Annotated in this window: 17 protein-coding genes and 1 rRNA gene; 14 read left to right on the plus strand and 4 right to left on the minus strand. The window is 43.5% G+C overall.

All coding sequences use genetic code 11. The annotated features are described in order from the left end of the window. The first annotated feature begins 15 nt into the window (after positions 1-15). The 4 genes from rrf to purB all read left to right on the plus strand — a co-directional run bounded on the left by rrf (position 16) and on the right by purB (position 2785). Positions 16-131: ribosomal RNA gene (rrf, locus tag M3197_RS13410) — 5S ribosomal RNA — on the plus strand. A gap of 602 nt (positions 132-733) precedes the next feature. Next, positions 734-1270 carry a DUF2179 domain-containing protein gene (locus M3197_RS13415; RefSeq protein ID WP_251662094.1) on the plus strand — a complete coding sequence of 179 codons (537 nt, stop codon included), beginning with the start codon at positions 734-736 and terminating at the stop codon, positions 1268-1270. Next, positions 1267-1461: an NETI motif-containing protein gene (locus tag M3197_RS13420; protein ID WP_025785320.1), complete on the plus strand. Its 195-nt coding sequence runs from the start codon at positions 1267-1269 to the stop codon at positions 1459-1461. The genes M3197_RS13415 and M3197_RS13420 overlap by 4 nt, the downstream gene beginning before the upstream one ends. A 28-nt stretch (positions 1462-1489) precedes the next feature. Further along, positions 1490-2785, plus strand: a complete 1296-nt coding sequence (gene purB, locus M3197_RS13425) for an adenylosuccinate lyase (protein WP_251662095.1) — start codon at positions 1490-1492, stop codon at positions 2783-2785. 51 nt (positions 2786-2836) lie between these two features. On the opposite strand, the gene M3197_RS13430 is transcribed toward purB, so the two are convergent. The 4 genes from M3197_RS13430 to M3197_RS13445 all read right to left on the minus strand — a co-directional run bounded on the left by M3197_RS13430 (position 2837) and on the right by M3197_RS13445 (position 7680). Next, positions 2837-3955, minus strand: coding sequence for a Ger(x)C family spore germination protein (locus M3197_RS13430; protein ID WP_251662096.1), 1119 nt, complete (start codon positions 3953-3955; stop codon positions 2837-2839). Continuing rightward, positions 3952-5046 carry a GerAB/ArcD/ProY family transporter gene (locus M3197_RS13435; protein ID WP_251662097.1) on the minus strand — a complete coding sequence of 365 codons (1095 nt, stop codon included), beginning with the start codon at positions 5044-5046 and terminating at the stop codon, positions 3952-3954. Before M3197_RS13435 ends, M3197_RS13430 begins: the two co-directional genes overlap by 4 nt. Further along, complete coding sequence (locus M3197_RS13440; protein WP_251662098.1) at positions 5043-6404, minus strand: spore germination protein; 1362 nt, start codon at positions 6402-6404, stop codon at positions 5043-5045. The genes M3197_RS13435 and M3197_RS13440 overlap by 4 nt, the downstream gene beginning before the upstream one ends. 583 nt (positions 6405-6987) lie before the next feature. After that, entirely contained in the window at positions 6988-7680 is a 693-nt protein-coding gene (locus tag M3197_RS13445) for a class I SAM-dependent methyltransferase (RefSeq protein WP_251662099.1), read from the minus strand. A gap of 136 nt (positions 7681-7816) precedes the next feature. Here M3197_RS13445 and M3197_RS13450 point away from each other — a divergent pair, with 136 nt between their 5' ends. From M3197_RS13450 to gatB, 10 genes are all read left to right on the plus strand, one after another. After that, entirely contained in the window at positions 7817-9535 is a 1719-nt protein-coding gene (locus M3197_RS13450; RefSeq protein WP_251662100.1) for an adenine deaminase C-terminal domain-containing protein, read from the plus strand. Between the two features lie 10 nt (positions 9536-9545). After that, a complete protein-coding gene (locus M3197_RS13455; RefSeq protein ID WP_251662101.1) occupies positions 9546-10580 on the plus strand; it encodes a DUF3048 domain-containing protein in 1035 nt (344 codons plus the stop codon). Between the two features lie 18 nt (positions 10581-10598). Continuing rightward, positions 10599-10913, plus strand: coding sequence for a YerC/YecD family TrpR-related protein (locus M3197_RS13460; RefSeq protein WP_251662102.1), 315 nt, complete (start codon positions 10599-10601; stop codon positions 10911-10913). 125 nt (positions 10914-11038) lie between these two features. Continuing rightward, on the plus strand, positions 11039-11737 hold the full coding sequence (gene pcrB / locus M3197_RS13465) for a heptaprenylglyceryl phosphate synthase (protein ID WP_251662103.1): 699 nt from the start codon (positions 11039-11041) through the stop codon (positions 11735-11737). Positions 11738-11786: 49 nt separating this feature from the next. Continuing rightward, on the plus strand, positions 11787-14012 hold the full coding sequence (gene pcrA, locus M3197_RS13470; RefSeq protein WP_251662104.1) for a DNA helicase PcrA: 2226 nt from the start codon (positions 11787-11789) through the stop codon (positions 14010-14012). 15 nt (positions 14013-14027) lie between these two features. Continuing rightward, positions 14028-16043 carry an NAD-dependent DNA ligase LigA gene (ligA, locus tag M3197_RS13475; protein WP_251662105.1) on the plus strand — a complete coding sequence of 672 codons (2016 nt, stop codon included), beginning with the start codon at positions 14028-14030 and terminating at the stop codon, positions 16041-16043. Positions 16044-16051: 8 nt separating this feature from the next. Further along, the gene (locus M3197_RS13480; RefSeq protein ID WP_251662106.1) at positions 16052-17179 is read left to right on the plus strand and encodes a CamS family sex pheromone protein; all 1128 of its coding nucleotides are present in this window, start codon (positions 16052-16054) and stop codon (positions 17177-17179) included. Between the two features lie 73 nt (positions 17180-17252). Then, positions 17253-17543, plus strand: a complete 291-nt coding sequence (gene gatC / locus M3197_RS13485; protein WP_251662107.1) for an Asp-tRNA(Asn)/Glu-tRNA(Gln) amidotransferase subunit GatC — start codon at positions 17253-17255, stop codon at positions 17541-17543. Positions 17544-17567: 24 nt separating this feature from the next. Next, positions 17568-19028, plus strand: coding sequence for an Asp-tRNA(Asn)/Glu-tRNA(Gln) amidotransferase subunit GatA (gene gatA, locus M3197_RS13490; protein WP_251662108.1), 1461 nt, complete (start codon positions 17568-17570; stop codon positions 19026-19028). Between the two features lie 2 nt (positions 19029-19030). Next, on the plus strand, positions 19031-20461 hold the full coding sequence (gatB, locus tag M3197_RS13495; RefSeq protein ID WP_251662109.1) for an Asp-tRNA(Asn)/Glu-tRNA(Gln) amidotransferase subunit GatB: 1431 nt from the start codon (positions 19031-19033) through the stop codon (positions 20459-20461). Positions 20462-20512 lie beyond the last annotated feature (51 nt).

The raw sequence follows: 20512 nt of genomic DNA on the forward strand, positions 1-20512 counted from the left end.
AACAAGCTCAATTTGTCTGGTAATGATGGCGAAGAGGTCACACCCGTTCCCATACCGAACACGGAAGTTAAGTTCTTCAGCGCCGATGGTAGTAGGGGGCTTCCCCCTGTGAGAGTAGGACGTTGCCGGGCAAATTGTAAAGCGAGCCAAGGAGTTCATTCCTTGGCTCGCTTTTTTGTTGTAGTTAATTCTAATCTAAGTGTTAAAGGCTGGTTGACTGGCTGGTGTCCTTTTGGGAGAAACTTATTGTAGATGTTGGGTTACGTCGGTGGAAATACGATTAGGTACTGAGAGATATTAGTGAAAACCAGGGTTTATGATCACAATCTAAAGTTTATGAGCAGAATCCAGTGTTTATGATCAGAATTAGGAGTTTATGAGCGAAAATCCGAGTTTATGATCACAATCCGAAGTTTATGAGCAGAATCCAGTGTTTATGATCACAATAAGGAGTTTATGAGCGGAAATCTGAGTTTATGATCACAATCCGAAGTTTATGAGCATAATCCAGTGTTTATGATCACAATGCGGAGTTTATGAGCGGAATCCAGTGTTTATGAGCATCCATCAAGAACAGTTTCAGGTCACAGTAATTTTACTTCAAGTTTTAAATAAATAAACACAACTTAACTACCGTACTCAGCAATTGGTTAAACATAAGATTGCATGGAATTCACTTGTAATCACAACGTTTCCCCTGTACCATGTAACATGTAGAATGGAGGGGTGCCACATGAATCCTTGGGTAATGGTTTTGATTATCTTTGTGATTAATATTGTTTATGTAACTTTTTCTACCATGCGAATGATTTTAACGTTAAAAGGATATCGCTATTTTGCAGCCCTCGTTAGTATGATTGAAGTGGTAGTTTACGTAGTGGGACTTGGGCTTGTATTAGACAGTCTAGATCAAATACAGAACTTAGTTGCCTACGCACTCGGTTTTGGTTCGGGTGTAGTGGTTGGAACAAAAATTGAAGAGAAAATGGCACTTGGCTATATCACCGTTAATGTTATTACAGATGAGCTTAATAAAGAGCTGGCATCGATATTACGCTCTAAAGGGTATGGTGTAACAGATTGGGCAGCACATGGATTAGGGGGGAATCGTTCTGCCATGCAGATATTGACCCCACGTAAATATGAGCTCAAACTTTATACTACGATTGCTGAACTTGATCCGAAAGCCTTTATTATCTCCTATGAACCGAAGACAATTCGAGGAGGATTCTGGGTCAAGTCTGTTAAAAGAGGGAAGTTGTTTAAATGAGCCAACGAAAAACAGTATGGTTTCAAGTTGAAGAGCATGAAACGATCTCAGATTGTATAGACCGTATGAAAGCAGCAGGTTATGTACCTGCTGGACGTAAGGAAGAACCGCTATTCGAAGAACGTGACGGCAAGTATGTGCCGATTCGGCAGATGATCCAGTTGAAAGGTGTACTGGCAGATAGTGAATGAGCTGAGGGATCCAAGGAGGAACTAGACGATGATCGAACGCTATACACGCCCTGAAATGGGAGCAATATGGACGGATGAAAATAAATACAATGCGTGGCTGGAAGTTGAGATTTTAGCGAGTGAAGCATGGGCTGAACTTGGAGATGTTCCTAAAGAAGATGTAGAGAAAATCCGACAGAACGCAGGCTTTTCTGTGGAGCGAATTCTTGAAATTGAAAAAGAAACACGTCATGACGTTGTAGCCTTCACGCGTGCGGTTTCTGAAACGCTTGGTGAGGAACGTAAATGGGTCCATTATGGACTTACATCAACTGATGTTGTAGATACTGCACTTTCCTATCTATTGCTTCAAGCCAATCAGATTTTACGAGCAGATCTTGTGAGATTCATCGATATTCTTGTTGAAAAAGCAAAAGCTCATAAATACACGGTAATGATGGGGCGTACACATGGTGTGCATGCGGAGCCAACAACATTCGGACTGAAACTTGCACTATGGCATGAAGAGATGAAGCGTAACCTGGAGCGATTCGACGCGGCAGCAGCATCTGTTCAGGCTGGTAAAATTTCTGGGGCAGTGGGTACCTATGCGAACGTCGATCCATTTGTAGAACAGTATGTATGTGAGAAGTTAGGGCTGACTCCAGCACCTGTTTCCACACAAACGCTACAGCGTGATCGTCATGCGCAGTACCTTTCGACATTGGCATTGATTGCGACATCGATTGAAAAGTTTGCTGTTGAAGTACGTGGTCTTCAAAAGTCTGAAACTCGTGAAGTCGAGGAGTTCTTTGCCAAAGGACAAAAAGGTTCTTCGGCAATGCCTCACAAACGCAATCCAATTGGATCGGAAAATATGGCGGGACTCTCACGTCTCATTCGAGGATATATGATGACTGCTTATGAAAATGTACCACTATGGCACGAGCGGGATATTTCTCATTCATCCGCAGAACGAGTCATCTTGCCGGATGCGACAATTGCATTAAATTATATGTTGAATCGTTTTGGAAATATCATGAAGAACTTAACGGTTTATCCTGAAAATATGAAACGTAACATGGATCGCACGCACGGCTTGATTTACTCGCAACGCGTGTTGTTGTCTTTGATTGATAAAGGGATGTCTCGGGAATCTGCTTATGATACGGTGCAACCTTTGACTGCACAGTCTTGGGATGAGCAACGTTCGTTTAAAGAGTTAGTCAAAGGCAACTCAACAATTACGAGCCATTTAAGTGATGAAGAAATTGATGAGTGTTTTGACTACAACTATCATTTACAGAAGATCGACCTGATCTTCAAGAGAATCGGATTAGCATAATAGTATTTACAACAATGAAAAAGGTTCCGGTATATACGCCGGAACCTTTTTTTATTCCATTGCACCTACTGATTTTAGCTGCATGTCTACTTTGACATCAAATTCAAGCTCTGGGTAAATTTCTTTCCAATTGTCTAATGTATCTTTAGTGTTTAGACGTGTAGCCCGGTATTTTAAACCAAAACCAAAGGGATCTACATTCTTCTCCTGGAGATGAATAAATAAATCCTTCACTTGTTCACTAAACTGTTCACCGGACAATTTGCTGTAATAATCAAGTTCTTTAAGTTTTAATAACTTGTTGGATTCGCTAATAACCCCTACGGCTTTAATCGAAACTATAGCTCGAGGTTTCTCACCATCCTTAACATGAATTTTCAATTTCATTTTTACGCGATCCATAGAAAGCGTAAATTTATAGCCTTCATTATCAATTGTATATCCATAACCTGCTGCTTCTCGCATGAGCGAATTGTATAATTTCGTGTCTGTTGGTGTTAGTGTGACTGGTTCTACACTATTCTTTAAAACAATGGAGTGGTTCACCGTGAACTTGTCTCCTTCTTCATTTGCTTCCACAATCGGAAGTACGGAGCTCTGTCCTTTTGTATCGTAGTCACGACGGAATTCAAACAAAAAAGTCGTCGTAACAAATGGGCTCTCAATCCCTGTTCTATCAAAGTAATTATAAAGTGCATTTTCTCCAGCAGACTCAAGTGGTGGCTGCACTCTTAACACATCTTCCGCGTTGGGTTTGGCTACTAACACATAGAGAACGAGTTGAAGGTCGCCTCTTCGAACGAAGTAATCCATTAATGAAAATAAATCTCCGTGCAGCACGTCTTCGCTTAGTGCAAGGATTTTTGTTTGACTGAAATCCATCACTTTATCGTCTTGTGTTTCCAGAAAACGAATGGTTTGGGCTATGGATTCGCTCTCATGCACCAAATAAGCATATTCATTTTCTGTAGAGGATTTTAAAGAAGCAATGGGTTTCGCAATTTTTAGAGTAACTCTAAACTTATTACCAGGATCTTTCGGGGGATCGACACCGATACCAACTACGAATGAACGCTTATCCACACCTTTGTATGCGCATCCAGAAATTGAGGATGTGAGAGTGATTAAAAGAATGGAAAGAAAAATAATCTTTAGCCATTTTGTACTCATTGAGAGGCCCCTCTCTTAATAGCCAACATAGTAAAAAAGAAAACGGCTACAAATATTGGGATTGTGTAATAGTAATATTTTGTGTATTGATAGAGCTCATATTGTGTGAGCTGTACAGTTAACCATAGGCCAATTATTGAAAAAACCAGTACAACCAAAAATGGTGTGAAATTCTGTTGCTTAACCTGTAATGATTTCAATCGGTAAACACTTAAAATTAATTTGTAAGAAACGTGCCAATGAATAATGATGCTGACAAAGGCTATTGTCACGAAAAGAAACATGAAAATGAATACGACACGTTCTACGATTCCGAATTTCATACGTACGGCGTCTGCAGAAGAAGTCCATGGAAAGATGAATTGATCAATTTGGTCGAAACCGGAAAGACCAATAGGAATGAAATAGGATGTAACCAACATGAGCACTCCAAATGCACCAATAGCTACGAGGGAGAGGGTTGAGACCTTCTGTTTCTCCTTAAAGTACCGGTTAAAGATAATGAGATTGCTACACCCCAAAAACGTGAAGAAAGTTGCAACCAAAGAGAGGTATTTGGGCATTTGATTAATGTACATGATTGATAAACTGACTTGGTCCCAGTCCAACTCACTGCTGGAATAGAGCTTAAGAAACATGATAACTCCTATTGGAATCATAAGAATAAAAACGATTTCTAAGGTAAACAAAACACTTTTAGATTTGAGTAAAACACCAAAGAATACAGTAACTAATATGGATAAGGTAATTGTATAGATAGACATTTCTGGAGTTAGGAACGTAATAAGTAAAAATACGGTCATGACGAGAGTAATAACCCCTGCAACAAACCAAATGAGTGCGAAGTAAATCGTCACTGGAATACGTACCCAGGAAGAGGTATACGCCTGTAAAAGCTCAATCAGGTCCCTTCCTGGAAATTGAATGAAAAACTTTACAGTGATGTAGGTAAACAGAATTCCAGCCGCAGTCCCTATCAACATAGAGCCGATAGCGCCGTCAGCAGATTGCCCCAGCAAAATACGTGGAACTGGTGTCGTAATAATTGCCATCATACTTGTGAAGATTAAATAATATAAAAAACGACTCACTCGCTATTCACCATCTTTTCACTCCGCTTACTGCGCCATCCGATTCTTAAATAGGGTTCGCCAAAGCTGTCTTGGTTTGTAAGGTGGATAATGAGTAAAAGCGAACCGGAAATAAGTCCAACTAACCCAAATAATGTAGTAAGTAGAATCAGTACCAATCGCCCAATTCTGACTGCGAATCCAAGTTCATTCATAGGAATAACAAATGTAGAAATCGCAACGATCGCAATGATCATGATGAGAACATTGGAGGCGAGCGAGGCTTCTGTTGCAGCGGTTCCTAAAATCAAGCCACCTACTGTCGTAGCAGCTGCGTTTATGGATCTAGGAAGCCGCACACTGGCCTCTGTGAGTAGTTCTACAAAGAATAGCATGATGATGACTTCCATGAAGGAAGGATATGGAACACCGATTCTACTTCCTGCCATGGTCAAGGTAAGTTCGGTACGTAATACCTCCGGTGAATAGGCGGTGAACGCTACATACATACTGGGCAGTAGTAAACAATTAAGTAGTCCAAACCAACCGAGCAATGTGTTGTAAAGAGAAATCAAATACGTATGATAGTTTTCCTCCATCGAAACCATGAAATCGAAAAAGATTACAGGTAATACAATGGCATAGGGAGAGTTGTCAACGAGTAATATGATCTTCCCGCCTGTTAAGTTATAAACGATTCGATCAGGACGTTCCGTAAGAATTGAAGTAGGAAATAGTGTGAAACGTCTACTAGTTAGCCGAACAGCAAGTTCACCTGCTGATTGGATGAGAGGCTCGTCCAAGTTATCCAGCTTCTCTTTAACTCGACGAAGTACATCCACGTTCACTTCTTTTTCGTCATAAAGAAGCGCTATTGACATATTGCTTTTATCATTTAATTGTTGGGTTTCTACATAAAGATTGGGCTGATGGTAATGTTGCCTGACGATGCTAACATTCGTTTCTAAATCTTCACTGAGTGAGAGTTGGGGACCGTGAATGGTTGTTTCAGCAATTGTAGGTCCTTGTAATGTATTTCCTAACTTTCTTATTTCGAGAATACTGTAGGTGGAATCCGCATAGACGAGTACAAACCCTGAAGTGAGCATGATAAGTAATTCATCGGGTGGAGGAGGATCCAATCGATTCGGGAGACTTTGTATGTAAGCACCAAATTTTTGTTCATCGTCCAGTTCATAAAAGGGTTTAATGATAGATTGTTGCAGGCTTAAGCCATCCACAACAGTTTTCATATAGAGGAGATGGACCTGCGCGTCATCGAGTGTAAGGGGCACGTGCAAGACGTCAAAAGAGGAGGGCAGTGTTTCAGATATTGATTTCATAAACGGCGGCATCTCCGGTTTCTTGCTTTCTGTCATCCCAATCCACTCCTTTTCGGTCACGCATATAGTGTGCTTAGCCTAACCGGAAAAGAAGAATTTTATTCGCGAGGAATGCTTGGGATGTGAACGTTGGATTCGTTATAACAAGGAGATTCATGGGTGCAAAGTGTTAGAAGTGCTCATAAATTATAGGGAGTCATGATAACTCTGTGAAATTGCTCATAAATCATAGAAAGTGATCATAAAGCATGGAAAGTGATCATAAAACCAGAGAAATGCTCATAAAGCATGAAAAGTGATCATAAAATCAGGAAAGTGCTCATAAAGCATGAAAAGTGATCATAAAATCAGGAAAGTGCTCATAAAGCATGAAAAGTGATCATAAAACCAGAGAAGTGCTCATAAAGCATGAAAAGTGATCATAAAACCAGGTAATTGCTCATAAAGCATGAAAAGTGATCATAAAACCAGAAAAGTGCTCATAAAGCATGAAAAGTGCTCATAAAATCAGGTAATTGCTCATAAAGCATGAAAAGTGCTCATAAACCACAGAAAGTGCGTACCTCTACAAGAAAGTGCTCCTAAACCTCAACTTACTCTCCTGCAATCATCTCTTGCCTCAAACCGCTACACACATCCAGCCGCTAAAAAATGTCGTTTGGAAAAATTGTGTGATGTGGCCGAATCCAGCTTCCCGCAATAGTCCTTCTATCTCATCGCCAGGAACAAACGACAACGCACGCACCGTTTTCTCCATCTCCAAAACTTGTGCTTCTGACATCGAAGATCGATCAACCCAACTCTGCCGCCATAGACCGAATAATTCATCGAAGGTCGGATTATTCCGATCACCTGCCATAGAGGCAATCACAAATGGTGCACCGGTTTTCATTCTCAACCGAACCTCCTGAAGTAACGTTAATTTCTCCTCGACGCTATCTATGAAATGCAACACGAGCAAACACGACGCTGCGCCAAATATATTCTCTTCAGACACATCCTCTGTACTTCCCACGACATAGTCCACGCGATTCGTTCCAAATTGACCTTCCACTTTTGCACGTGCTTCTTTCAGCATCGGTTCAGAGGGGTCCACCGCAGTAAACGTCCACGTCGGATTGTGTTCTGCAAACTCCAGTAATTCGTTGCCCCCACCTGCCCCAATCACCAGAACTTTGGCATTCTCTCCTGCACGCATGCGAAGAGCTGTATTTGAAAGCCGGACGAGCCCATCATAGGTCGGCAATGTCCGTCGGATTCCTCGATCGTATTCGGTTGCCGTATCTGCATCAAATGTTAAACGTTCAGTCAATGAAATCACACTCCTAAAAGTTCTTAACTCTAATTTTTCGCTACGGACAGCGTGAGTTCCTTCATTCACTATCTATTCACACTTTCCAAGCTATGGTAGGATAAATGTAGCAATGATGATAAAGGAGACGATCTGAATGTGGAATGCGGAAGAAATTGCTTCTCAACTTGCCGTTATTGACGGAAAAGAAGCACCGGATTTAATCATCACGAATGCAACGTACTTACATTCTGTCTTAAAACAATGGAAAACTGGTACGATCTGGGTCAAACACGGTCGGATTCTCTACACAGGTGAGCGTATGCCAACAATGGCAGAAGGCGCTGAACTGTTCGACGCGACTGGAAAATGGATTGTCCCGGGATACATAGAACCGCACGTGCATCCATTTCAATTGTATAACCCAGAAACGTTCGCTCAATTTGCTGCGCAACATGGGACAACAACGTTTTTATCAGACAACTTAATGTTGCTCATGTCGATTGACCCACAGCAAGCATTCACGTTACTCGACCAATTGAAAGATTTACCGTTTTCATTCTACTGGTGGGCACGCATGGATTCGCAAACGGATTTGCAGAACGAAGCCGAAATCTTTGCCCCAGAAAAAGTTGCTGAATGGCTAAAGCGCGACGACGTGCTTATGGGTGGCGAGCTAACAGGATGGCCACGTTTGTTAAAAGGCGATCCTGTCATGACCGCGTCGCTCCAAAAAGCGAAACAGCTCGGTATTAAAGTCGAAGGGCATTTGCCAGGGGCATCTGAACGCACACTTGCTCGAATGAGACTGCTTGGTGTGAATGGGGATCATGAATCGATGACAGCGGATGAAGTGGAGTTGCGGTTGCTGCAAGGCTATGCCGTGACACTCCGCGAATCTTCCATTCGACCAGATTTGAAACCGTTGCTCGAAGGCATTCTCGAAAAAGGACTCGATGTGTTCGATCACCTTATGATGACGACGGACGGCTCCCCGCCACTGTTCCACGAGGATGGTGTGATGGATAAATGCATTCGTATTGCACTAGAAGTCGGAGTGGATCCGATTGATGCTTACCAAATGGCGTCATATAACATCGCAAGGTACTACGATATCGACGAATTACATAGTGTAATAGCACCGGGGCGATTTGCAACACTGAACTTTTTATCCGACATCGGAAAACCAAACCCTTCGGACGTGTTATCTAAAGGGATCTGGTTGAAGCGTGATGGACAAGCGTGTATCAAATTCAACAAAGCAGACTGGTCAATATTCCCGGATTTCGCACCTGAATTCGATCTCGCGTTAGAAGAGTTAACTGCAACGGAACCAACCGGGATCGATATGCTGAATGATGTCATTACGAAGCCGTATGTGACAACTGTCAATTTGTCTGCTGAGCAATTGGAAGGAGATCATGATGAGTCGTTCCTTGCGCTCATTGACCGTAATGGGAAGTGGCGAGTGAATACGATCATTAAAGGATTCGCACGCTCCGTGCAAGGTCTCGCTTCTTCGTATTCCAACACGGGAGACATTATTTTAATCGGGAAGGACAAGAACGAAATGCTTCTTGCGTTCCGCCATCTGAAAAAGCTAGGTGGAGGAATCGTTCTTGCTGAAAATGATGGGATTGTTTGCGAATTGCCACTATCAATAGGAGGGAGTCTGTCCGATCAACCCATCGAAACGTTGCGAGAACATGAACGTGTATTCAAACAAGCTTTACGAGACAGAGGTTACGAAAAAGGAGACGCTGTTTACAGCTTACTTTTCCTACAGTCCACCCATTTGCCATATGTACGGGTAACACAGCTTGGCGTTTTAGATGTAATGAGAGATAAAGTTCTAATACCCATGACAGAACGATAGGAGAGCCACTATGAATGTAACGAAAGTACTTTTTACGACATTACTCGTTGGACAGGTTTTACTCGTTGGCTGTTCAAAGGATAAAGATGAGCTGCCACAAACAGAAGTCGAAGCAGGAGAATCATTAGAGACTGTAGAGACTGTCGCTCAACCAACCGCTCCGTTTTCGGGAATGGCAGTAGAATCAGCAGATCTACGGCCAATTCTTGCGACTGTCAATAATCACCCACTTGCGCGTCCGCAATCCGGGTTAAGTCAGGCGGATGTCGTTTATGAAGTGTTTGCAGAAGGGAATATCACCCGTCTGCTTGCGCTCTATCAAAGCCAACTCCCTGAAGAAATCGGACCAATCCGAAGCGCTCGTGATTATTTCATTGAAATTGCACAAGGACTTGATGCGTTTTACATCGCACATGGGTACAGTCCAGATGCGCATGCGTTGTTGAACGCAGGTATTGTGGATAACATCAATGGAATGCAGTATGACGGATCCTATTTTGTACGGTCCAATGAACGGAAAGCGCCACATAACTCATACATTTCAAAAGAGCATATTGAACAAGCCATGGAGGATTTATCAATAGACACTGAAATTAGGGAAGTCCCAACGCTTTCGTTCCATCCGGATGCTGATAGTGCTAAACTAGGAGAGATTGCATCGACAATTGTTGTCGGTCACCCAGACCCGAATTTCACAAGTACCTATACATTTGACCCAGAAACTAAAACGTATGAACGTTCCGTCAATGGGATCATTACGACAGACAAAGCAGACGACAAAAAAGTCACACCTGCGAATATCTTCGTCATGGAAGCCCCTTATACAACAATTGACGCAGAAGGAAGACAATCGTTGGATCTAACAAAAGGAGGACCTGCTATTTTGTTTCAGAATGGCGTCGCGCTTACACTCGAGTGGGAACAAATCGATGGCGTGATTACACCTGTACAGAACGGGGTACCTGCAAAATTAGTACCGGGTCAGACGTGGATCCATATCGTTCATGAACAAGAGATTGGTAACACGACGACCTATACCCCTTAAGGATGGAGGTAGTTTCCTATGCTAGAAAAAATAAAAGGCGAACAGACCGATCAGTTGTTTCGCGCAATATTAGAGTTGAAAGATTTGGATGAATGCTATGCGTTCTTCGATGATCTGTGCACAATTGGAGAAGTTCAATCTCTTGCACAACGTCTTGACGTGGCAGTCATGCTGAAAAAAAAGCATACGTATGACAAAATTCAAAGTGAAACAGGTGCGAGTACCGCAACCATCTCCAGAATACGTCGATGTGTCGATTACGGTACAGGTGGATACAACTTAATTGTCGACCGTTTAAACGAAAAACAAGAGTCACAATCTGAAGATAACTAGCTTGATAAACCGGTAACAGCTACAGGCTGTCCGGTTTTTTCATTTGTACGAGTGTCAACGAGAACCAGAGCGTATTTTTTGCTATACTGTAAGGAACGTAATTACGAAAAAGCAGGTGACTGAAAATGGATGTTAGAACTTGGCGTCATGCCTTTAAATTAGATCCCGCAAAAGAAATTTCAGGCGAAGCGCTTGAGCAACTCGCAGAGTCAGGAACGGATGGATTAATCATCGGAGGAACCGACAATATCACTCTAGAAGGTGTACTCGATCTACTTTCACGATTGCGTCGTTATGCAGTGCCACTTGCACTCGAAGTTTCTGACGTAGATGCAGTTACATTTGGATTTGACTATTACTTCATACCGACTGTATTGAATGCAAAAGACGTGAAGTGGATGAACGGCATCCATCTGGAGGCATTGAAGGAATTCGGTCACATGATGAAATGGGAAGAGGTTGCAACAGAAGGCTATTGTATTATGAACCCGGATTGTAAAGCAGCCCAATTGACCGGTGCAACCGAAATTCCTACACAAGACGATGTCGTCGGATACGCACGGATGGCGGAGCATTTATTCAAGCTACCGATTTTTTACTTGGAATATAGCGGAATGTACGGTGATCCGAAAATCGTCAGTGCTGCTGCGTCTGTGTTGGATGAAACCCGGCTTGTCTATGGCGGCGGTATCCGTACTGCAGAACAAGCAGCTGAAATGGCGGCAATTGCTCATACAGTCGTGATTGGCAACGTCATCTATGATGATTTGAAGAAAGCACTTGCAACAGTGGATGCGGTAAAAGGAGTTACCAGTCCGAAGTGATTTCGTGTATACTAAAAGAACAAACGTTCCTAAAAGGCGGTTATAAATTATGAAAGAACTCGCACAAGATTTACTGACGGGCATGAATCCTGAACAGGCGCAAGCCGTGAAGAAAACAGAAGGTCCTTTGCTCATTATGGCGGGTGCAGGATCCGGTAAAACACGCGTACTTACTCACCGGATTGCTTATTTGGTCATTGAAAAAAACGTTTATCCATCTAAAATTCTTGCGATTACCTTTACAAACAAAGCATCACGGGAAATGCGGAACCGAATCGATGGGTTACTCGGTGAAGGATCAGGTGATCGGATGTGGGTCTCCACATTCCACTCGATGTGCGTGCGGATTTTGCGTCGCAACATCGACCGGATTGGCTTTTCCAAAACCTTCTCCATTTTGGACTCCTCCGATCAGCTATCTGCCATTAAATCAGTCCTGAAAGAACAAAACTTAGACCCAAAGCAATATGATCCAAGAACGTTACTCAACATTATCAGTTCTGCGAAAAACGAATGCATCGATGCAAAAGAATACCGGGCAGGCGTAAACGAATCGAATCCATACGACCGGGTCATCGCAGACGTTTTCGATGGCTATACGAAAAAACTGCGTAAAAATCAGTCTCTCGATTTTGACGATTTGATCATGCTGACATTGAGATTATTCGAGCAAGTTCCAGATGTGCTTGAGTTTTATCAAGACAAGTTCCAGTACATCCATGTCGACGAATATCAGGATACTAACCACGCGCAATATCGACTCGTTCAAATGTTAGCGGAGAAATTCCGTAATATTTGTGTCGTTGGTGATTCCGACCAGTCGATCTACAAATGGCGTGGCGCCGATATCGGCAACATTTTGTCGTTTGAAAAAGACTATAAAGACGCTGAAGTCATTTTACTGGAACAGAACTATCGCTCGACTCAAAACATTTTACAAGCAGCAAACGACGTCATTAAAAATAACGAAAGCCGTTACGATAAACGACTTCGGACAGAGAACGATCAAGGGGATTCTATCACCGTTTATAAAGCAACCGACGAGAAAGATGAGTCCCAATATGTTGTCCGCAAAATCATTGAGTTACAGCAAGAAGAGGGCTATTCACTCGATCAGTTTGCGGTCTTGTACCGGACAAACGCACAATCTCGGATGATTGAGGAATACTTAGTGAAGTCGAATCTAGAATATACAATTGTCGGCGGTACGAAGTTCTACGATCGGAAAGAAATCAAAGACTTACTCGCATACTTGCGACTTATCGCGAATAACGACGATGACCTCGCACTTGCACGAATCATCAACGAACCGAAACGCAGTATTGGTGCGACTTCGTTTGAACGTATGGCAACATTCGCGATTGAAAACGATCGGTCCATTTTCGATGCAATGCAAGAGTTGGACTTCATGGGTCTGACGAAAAAAGCAGCTGTTGAATCCGCAAAGTTCCGGGACCTGATTCAAAACTTCACACAGATGCAAGAGTTTTTGTCTGTCAAAGAACTGACCGAGCAAGTGTTGGATAAAACCGGATACCGAGCGATGCTTGAACGCGAAAAAACGATTGAATCGGAAAGCCGTCTTGAGAATATCGATGAGTTTTTATCCGTCACAGAAGCATTTGAAAAACGTGCAGAAGATGACGAAGGCGACAAATCACTAGTAGCATTCTTAACGGATCTGGCACTGATTGCAGATATCGACTCTCTCGATAAAGAAGAGAACCAATCGACAGAAAAAATCGTCTTAATGACGACACACTCTGCAAAAGGTCTTGAGTTCCCAGTCGTATTTGTTATTGGTATGGAAGAAAATATTTTCCCGCATGCCCGTTCGATTGGAAATGACGAGGAAATGGAAGAAGAAAGACGTCTTGCATATGTAGCAATTACGCGTGCAGAACAAAAATTATTTATGTCTTCAGCCTCGAGCCGAATGCTATACGGTAAATTCAGTTACAATAATCCATCTCGTTTTATCAGCGAAATCTCTGATGAAGTGATCGAACTAGAGAACGCTTCGGGTGGGTTCTCTGTTGGCGGATCTCGCTTCGACGAACCAAAGCGTCCTGCTGTGAAAAAGCCTGTCTACGAAACGACGGGTGGGGAAAAGCTAGGATGGTCAGCAGGTGACAAAGCCGCTCACAAAAAATGGGGTACAGGTACGGTTGTTAGTGTCAAAGGTTCAGCGGATGACGTTGAACTCGACATCGCCTTCCCAGAAGTCGGCATTAAACGATTGCTTGCGAAATTTGCACCGATTGAAAAAGTGTAAGAGGAGGAACGCAATGTGAACAATCGCAACGAGCTCGAACAACGCGTGTTGGAATTGAATAAGCTGCTCACCGAGTATGGACGAGCGTATTATGTGCTCGACAAACCGGTTGCTTCAGACGCGGAGTATGACAAACTGATGCAGGAACTGCTTGCAATTGAGGCGGAGAATCCCGATTTGATTTATCCGGATTCTCCTACCCAGCGAGTAGGTGGAAGTGTGCTTGAAGGCTTTGCTAAAGTCGAACACGACTATCCAATGCTCAGTTTGTCTAATGTGTTTAACGAAGAAGACATTCGCGAATTTGACCGCCGAGTCCGAGATGCGGTCGGCGATAAGGTGTCCTATATTTGTGAGTTGAAAATAGATGGACTTGCAGTCTCATTGAAATATGAAAACGGTCGATTTGTTCAAGGTGCTACTCGTGGTGACGGATCTGTCGGAGAAGACATCACGGCCAACTTGAAAACGATTCGTTCTATTCCACTAAAACTAAGTGAGCCGATCAAGATCGAAGTACGCGGTGAAGCCTATATGCCAAAAAAGTCGTTTGTACGTCTTAACGAAGCCCGTGACGAAGCAGGCGATGAACCATTTGCGAATCCTCGAAATGCGGCTGCTGGCTCGTTGCGTCAACTCGATCCAAAGATTGCGGGGAGCCGGAATCTTGCAGTCTTCTTATACGGGATTGGTGGAGACGGTGAAGCATATGGTCAGGCAACACACTCAGAAGCACTCGACTATCTCGACAAACTTGAGCTTGTGACGAATCATGAACGCAAGCGATGCGAGTCAATTGAAGAAGTCATCGAATACGTCAATAGCTGGGGAGACAAACGCGCCGACCTCGATTATGAAATAGACGGCATTGTCATTAAAGTCGATCGTTTTGAAGACCAGGAACAGCTGGGCTACACCGCGAAAAGTCCGCGTTGGGCAACTGCTTATAAGTTTCCAGCAGAAGAAGTCGTGACCAAACTGCTCGACATCGAACTGAGTGTCGGTCGAACAGGAACAGTTACACCAACTGCGATTTTGGAACCTGTACGTGTTGCAGGAACGACAGTCGGGCGTGCGTCGCTTCATAACGAAGACTTGATCCATGAAAAAGACATCCGAATTGGAGATTACGTAACGATTCGAAAAGCAGGCGATATCATTCCAGAAGTCATAGCACCACTTGTCGATAGACGGACGGGGAGTGAAGAGCCGTTTGACATGCCGGAAAACTGTCCGGTTTGCGATTCAGAACTCGTACGCATTGAAGGGGAAGTCGCGTTACGCTGCGTGAATCCTCAATGTCCAGCGCAGTTAAAAGAAGCGCTTATTCACTTTGTCTCTCGTAATGCGATGAACATAGAAGGTATTGGGGAACGTGTTGTCGATCAGCTTTATACAGCAGAGCTCGTCAAAGATTTTTCGGATTTGTACGGATTAACAGAAGAACAGTTGCTAGAACTTGAACGGATGGGGGAGAAATCAGCATCCAATCTTGTATCGGCCATTGCTGCTTCAAAAGAAAATTCATTAGAAAAACTTCTATTCGGATTTGGTATTCGACATGTCGGGGAAAAAGCAGCAACTTTACTTTCCCGTGAATTCGGCTCATTAGATGTATTAATGGCTGCAGAACAGGAACAGTTGCTTGCAATCCATGAAATCGGAGAAAAAGTAACCGATGCGATTGAAACGTACTTTTCCAATGACGACGTGCTAGAAGTCATCCAGAAATTAAAAGACTACGGCGTCAACATGCAATACAAAGGACGCACCCAGCAAGAAATCCCTGATGAGGGTCCGTTCGTTGGCAAAAAGGTTGTCTTAACAGGAAAGCTATCGATTTTGACACGTGGCGAAGCGAAAGAAAAGATTGAAGCGCTTGGCGGTGAAGTGAGCGGGAGTGTCAGCAAAAAGACTGACCTCGTGATCGCAGGAGAAGACGCAGGATCTAAGCTTGCGAAAGCGGAAGAGCTCGGCATTGACGTATGGGACGAATCGAAGCTCATTGAAGTGCTGGAAGTAAAGGAGTAAACAATTAGATGAAAAGGTTATTCACAATACCGGTAATCGCTTCTGTTCTGTTCCTTGGCGGGTGTATCCCGTCAATCGGACCGGAAGAAGATGAAGTCATTCAAGAAAACGAAGACATCGAACAAGAGACAGTACTCATTCCTGAAGTACAGCTGAATGAGCAATACTACCGAACGTTACTGCCGTTTAAAAAGAGTGCAAGTCGAGGATTAATTGTTAACCAAGTATATAGTAAGTATGATATTGGCGAGGTTGAGGAGGGGCTCCTTCGATTATCGTCAAAAAAGTTCGATCCAAAAGATCACTTTTTCCAAGAAGGACAATTCATCGATGAAAAAACTGCAATCCGTTGGCTATCAAGAAGCTCTAAGTTTGATGAAGGATTGAACCCGCCTATCAACGATAAGATGACCCCTCAAGACATTAGCGAGAAAGCGCCAGTCTATTTGGCGCATATCGTCGAGCAGAACTACTACGTGAAAACGGGTGATAAAAAAGTGGGGTTAGCGGGCATTTCAATCGGTCTTGCTATGAACTCCGTTTTCTATCAGCGAGATGCGACGGAATCAAAAATTTCAGACAAGATGATTCAACAGCAAGGGATTAAAATGGCAGAAACTATCGTTAAGCGGATGCGCAAAATCGAGGGTGTCGGTGATGTACCGATTATGATTGGTCTATACAAACAGGAACCCCGCAGTTCAATTGTACCTGGGACATACTTTGCGACCACAGTTGTTGATAAAGGTAAAGATTCACCATCGGGCTGGAAAGAAGTGAACGAAGATTTCGTCCTACTTCCCGCGACATCGAACGACAATAATTATCGCGACGCGAATCTGACATTTGAAAAGTTGAAGGAAGACGTGAACGACTATTTCCCTGGTTTTGTTAGTATTGTAGGAACGGCGTTTTACAGCGACAACAATCTCAAATCGCTCAAAATCAATGTTCCAATCCAGTTTTATGGTAAAAATGAAGTCGTTGCGTTGACGCAATATATGACGTCATTAGTGCTGAAATACTATCCTGATATTGAAGTCGAAGTGAGCATTACCTCCAATAACGGCCCTGAGTCATTAATTATGAAAAAGCCGGGGGAAAAGGAACCAACTGTTCACATCTACTCATATTAATAATAGGAACTTTTCATCATCTGTCTAAGGTGTTATGATTAATCGTATTGTACAAAAGCCAGGAGGAGAGACCATGTCCAATTTTACTAAAGAGGATATCCAGTATTATGCGAATTTCGCACGGATTGATATGCCAGACGCTGAAGCAGAGAAGTTCGCGACTCGTTTGGACACACTACTCGAGTTTTCCGATCGACTAAAAGAACTCGATACGACTAATGTGGAACCGATGACACATCCGCTAGCAATTGTGAATGTGTTGCGCGAAGACACACCTGAAGACATCCTCGATCGTGATGAGATGTTGAAGAGTGTAGAAGACCACGAAGATGGTCTTATTAAAGTACCGAACATCCTAGATTGACCTGTATAGAGGAGGAATTGACTTATGGTAGTAAACAAAACTGCGTCTGAACTTCAGTCTCTTTTACATAGTCGTGAACTATCGGTTAAAGAACTAACTGAAGCTACACTGCAAACGATTGAAGAAAAAGATAAAACCATTCAGGCCTTCCTAACTGTGACTGGACCAGAAGCCCTTGCTGCTGCCGAACAGTTGGACAACCTTCCTGATGAAAAGCGCGGTAGCCTATTCGGCATGCCAATTGGTATTAAAGATAACATCATCACGCAAGGCATTAAAACAACATGTGCAAGTAAAATGTTGGAAAACTTCGTACCTGTCTATGAAGGTACAGCTACAGAACGTGTGAAGGATAGCGGGATGGTAGTAGTCGGAAAGCTCAACATGGACGAATTCGCAATGGGCTCAACAACAGAGCACTCTGCGTTCCAAATTACTCGTAATCCTTGGAACTTGGACCGTGTACCGGGTGGATCCTCAGGCGGTTCTGCAGCGGCAGTCGCTGCTGGAGAAGTTCTTTTCTCCCTTGGTTCAGATACAGGTGGATCTGTCCGTCAGCCAGCCGCATTTTGTGGTGTCGTGGGTATGAAACCTACATACGGTCGAGTATCACGTTCGGGTCTTGTTGCATTCGGATCCTCTTTGGACCAAATCGGACCCATTACAACAACGGTTGAAGATAACGCAATGCTACTTAGCGCAATTGCGGGAGCTGACTACCGTGATGCTTCAGCATCTGAAAAGCCAGTTCCAGATTTCCGTAACGCATTAACGGGAGACATTAAAGGCTTGAAGATAGCAGTTCCAGCACGCTATTTAGGCGAAGGCGTTCAGCCAGAAGTTCGCGAAGCAGTTCAAAAAGCGATTGGTGTTCTTGAATCTCTAGGAGCTCATGTCGATGAAGTGGACTTGCACTACTCACGTTATGCAGCACCAACATACTACGTGATCTCCTCTGCAGAAGCATCATCGAACCTTGCTCGTTTTGACGGTATTCGCTATGGTTACCACCCGGCAGATGCTAAAAACTTGAACGAGATCTATTTGCGTTCACGTTCTGAAGGCTTCGGAGAAGAAGTCCTTAAACGTGTCTTGTACGGAACATATGCACTGAGTGCCGGTCATCACGAAGACTTATACGAGCGCGCGCAGAAAGTGCGTACATTGATCGCTCAAGATTTCCAAAATGTCTTTAAAGAATATGATGTCATCGTTGGACCAACGAGTGCAACGAACGCATACAAACTTGGCGAGACCATTAAAGATCCGCTTACGTTGTACGCAAACGACTTACTAACTACACCTGTAAACCTTGCTGGTATTCCAGCAATCTCGGTTCCGTGTGGCTTTGCAGAAGGCTTACCAGTCGGCTTGCAAATCATCGGAAACCATTTCGAAGAAGCGATGCTCTATAAAGTGGCGCATGCATATGAGCAAGCGACAGAATTCCACAAACAGACACCGCCTGCTGGGGAGGGGAACTGATTATGAACTTCGAAACGATTGTCGGACTTGAAGTCCACGTAGAATTAAAAACAGATACGAAAATCTTTTCACCGGCACCTGCCCACTTCGGCGCAGCACCGAACATGAACATTCACCCGACTGACCTTGCGTATCCAGGCACTTTGCCAACGATGAACAAACAAGCAATCGACTTCGGGATGAAAGCATCCATGGCACTGAACTGTGACGTTGCACGTGTCATGAACTTCGACCGCAAGCACTACTTCTATCCGGATAATCCAAAAGCCTACCAAGTTTCACAAGACGATCGCCCAGTTGGCGCAAACGGCTGGATTGAAATTGAAGTAGATGGCTATAAAAAGAAAATCCGCATTGAGCGTGTACACTTGGAAGAAGACGCAGGGAAACTGACGCACTCTGAAAACGGTTATTCTCTCGTTGACCTAAACCGTCAAGGAACACCACTCATCGAAATCGTTACTGAGGCGGACATTCGTACTCCGAACGAAGCGTATGCTTTCCTTGAAAAATTGAAAGCAATTATTCAATACACAGGCGTATCAGACGTACGGATGGAAGAAGGCTCACTCCGTTGTGACGCCAACATTTCACTTCGTCCATTTGGACAAGAAGAATTTGGTACAAAAACAGAGCTTAAAAACTTGAACTCGTTCAACTTTGTGCGTCGCGGAATTGCGAACGAAGTAGAGAGACAAGAGAAATTGTTGCTTTCAGGAGAGAAAATCGTCCAGCAAACACGTCGTTATGACGAAGCTACAGGACAAACTGTACTGATGCGTATTAAAGGAAGCGCGAACGACTACCGCTTCATCAATGATCCAGATCTTCCGGAAATCGTTATCGACGAAGATTGGATTGAGCGCGTGCGTGCAGAAATTCCAGAACTTCCCGATGCACGTAAAAATCGTTATGTAAATGAGCTTGACTTACCTGCATACGATGCACACGTGTTGACTTTGACGAAAGAAATGTCCGATTTCTTCGATGAAACTGTTAAAGCTGGAGCTGATGCTAAATTAGCATCGAACTGGCTCATGGGTGGAGTATCAGAATACTTAAATGCTGAAGGCAAAGAATTGAAAGAAACACCAATTACTCCTGCAGGACTTGCGAGCCTCGTGAAACTCATTTCAGATGGAACGATTTCATCGAAAATCGCGAAGAAAGTATTTAAAGAACTTGCTGAAAACGGTGGCGATGCCGCAGTAATCGTAAAGGAAAAAGGACTTGTCCAAATTTCCGACGAAGGCACGTTGCGTAAAGTGATCGGTGAGATCTTGGATGCAAATGAGCAATCGATTGAGGACTATAAGAACGGAAAAGACCGTGCTGTAGGATTCCTAGTCGGTCAAGTGATGAAAGCAACGAAAGGGCAGGCAAACCCGCCGCTCGTTAACAAACTCTTGTTGGATGAAATCAGCAAGCGATAAGTAGAACATCCGACAACGTCCTGTGAACTGGCTTAAGCTATCCACACAGGG

The sequence above is a fragment of the Sporosarcina aquimarina genome, from assembly GCF_023715615.1.
Classification (GTDB): domain Bacteria; phylum Bacillota; class Bacilli; order Bacillales_A; family Planococcaceae; genus Sporosarcina; species Sporosarcina aquimarina_A.

What these genes read in the sequence shown, in the direction of transcription:
- M3197_RS13415 (WP_251662094.1), top strand. Translation starts at nt 734, where the DNA reads ATGAATCCTTGGGTAATGGTTTTGATTATCTTTGTGATTAATATTGTT.
- M3197_RS13420 (WP_025785320.1), top strand. Translation starts at nt 1,267, where the DNA reads ATGAGCCAACGAAAAACAGTATGGTTTCAAGTTGAAGAGCATGAAACG.
- purB (WP_251662095.1), top strand. Translation starts at nt 1,490, where the DNA reads ATGATCGAACGCTATACACGCCCTGAAATGGGAGCAATATGGACGGAT.
- M3197_RS13430 (WP_251662096.1), bottom strand. Translation starts at nt 3,955, where the DNA reads ATGAGTACAAAATGGCTAAAGATTATTTTTCTTTCCATTCTTTTAATC.
- M3197_RS13440 (WP_251662098.1), bottom strand. Translation starts at nt 6,404, where the DNA reads ATGACAGAAAGCAAGAAACCGGAGATGCCGCCGTTTATGAAATCAATA.
- M3197_RS13450 (WP_251662100.1), top strand. Translation starts at nt 7,817, where the DNA reads ATGTGGAATGCGGAAGAAATTGCTTCTCAACTTGCCGTTATTGACGGA.
- M3197_RS13455 (WP_251662101.1), top strand. Translation starts at nt 9,546, where the DNA reads ATGAATGTAACGAAAGTACTTTTTACGACATTACTCGTTGGACAGGTT.
- M3197_RS13460 (WP_251662102.1), top strand. Translation starts at nt 10,599, where the DNA reads ATGCTAGAAAAAATAAAAGGCGAACAGACCGATCAGTTGTTTCGCGCA.
- pcrB (WP_251662103.1), top strand. Translation starts at nt 11,039, where the DNA reads ATGGATGTTAGAACTTGGCGTCATGCCTTTAAATTAGATCCCGCAAAA.
- pcrA (WP_251662104.1), top strand. Translation starts at nt 11,787, where the DNA reads ATGAAAGAACTCGCACAAGATTTACTGACGGGCATGAATCCTGAACAG.
- M3197_RS13480 (WP_251662106.1), top strand. Translation starts at nt 16,052, where the DNA reads ATGAAAAGGTTATTCACAATACCGGTAATCGCTTCTGTTCTGTTCCTT.
- gatC (WP_251662107.1), top strand. Translation starts at nt 17,253, where the DNA reads ATGTCCAATTTTACTAAAGAGGATATCCAGTATTATGCGAATTTCGCA.
- gatA (WP_251662108.1), top strand. Translation starts at nt 17,568, where the DNA reads ATGGTAGTAAACAAAACTGCGTCTGAACTTCAGTCTCTTTTACATAGT.
- gatB (WP_251662109.1), top strand. Translation starts at nt 19,031, where the DNA reads ATGAACTTCGAAACGATTGTCGGACTTGAAGTCCACGTAGAATTAAAA.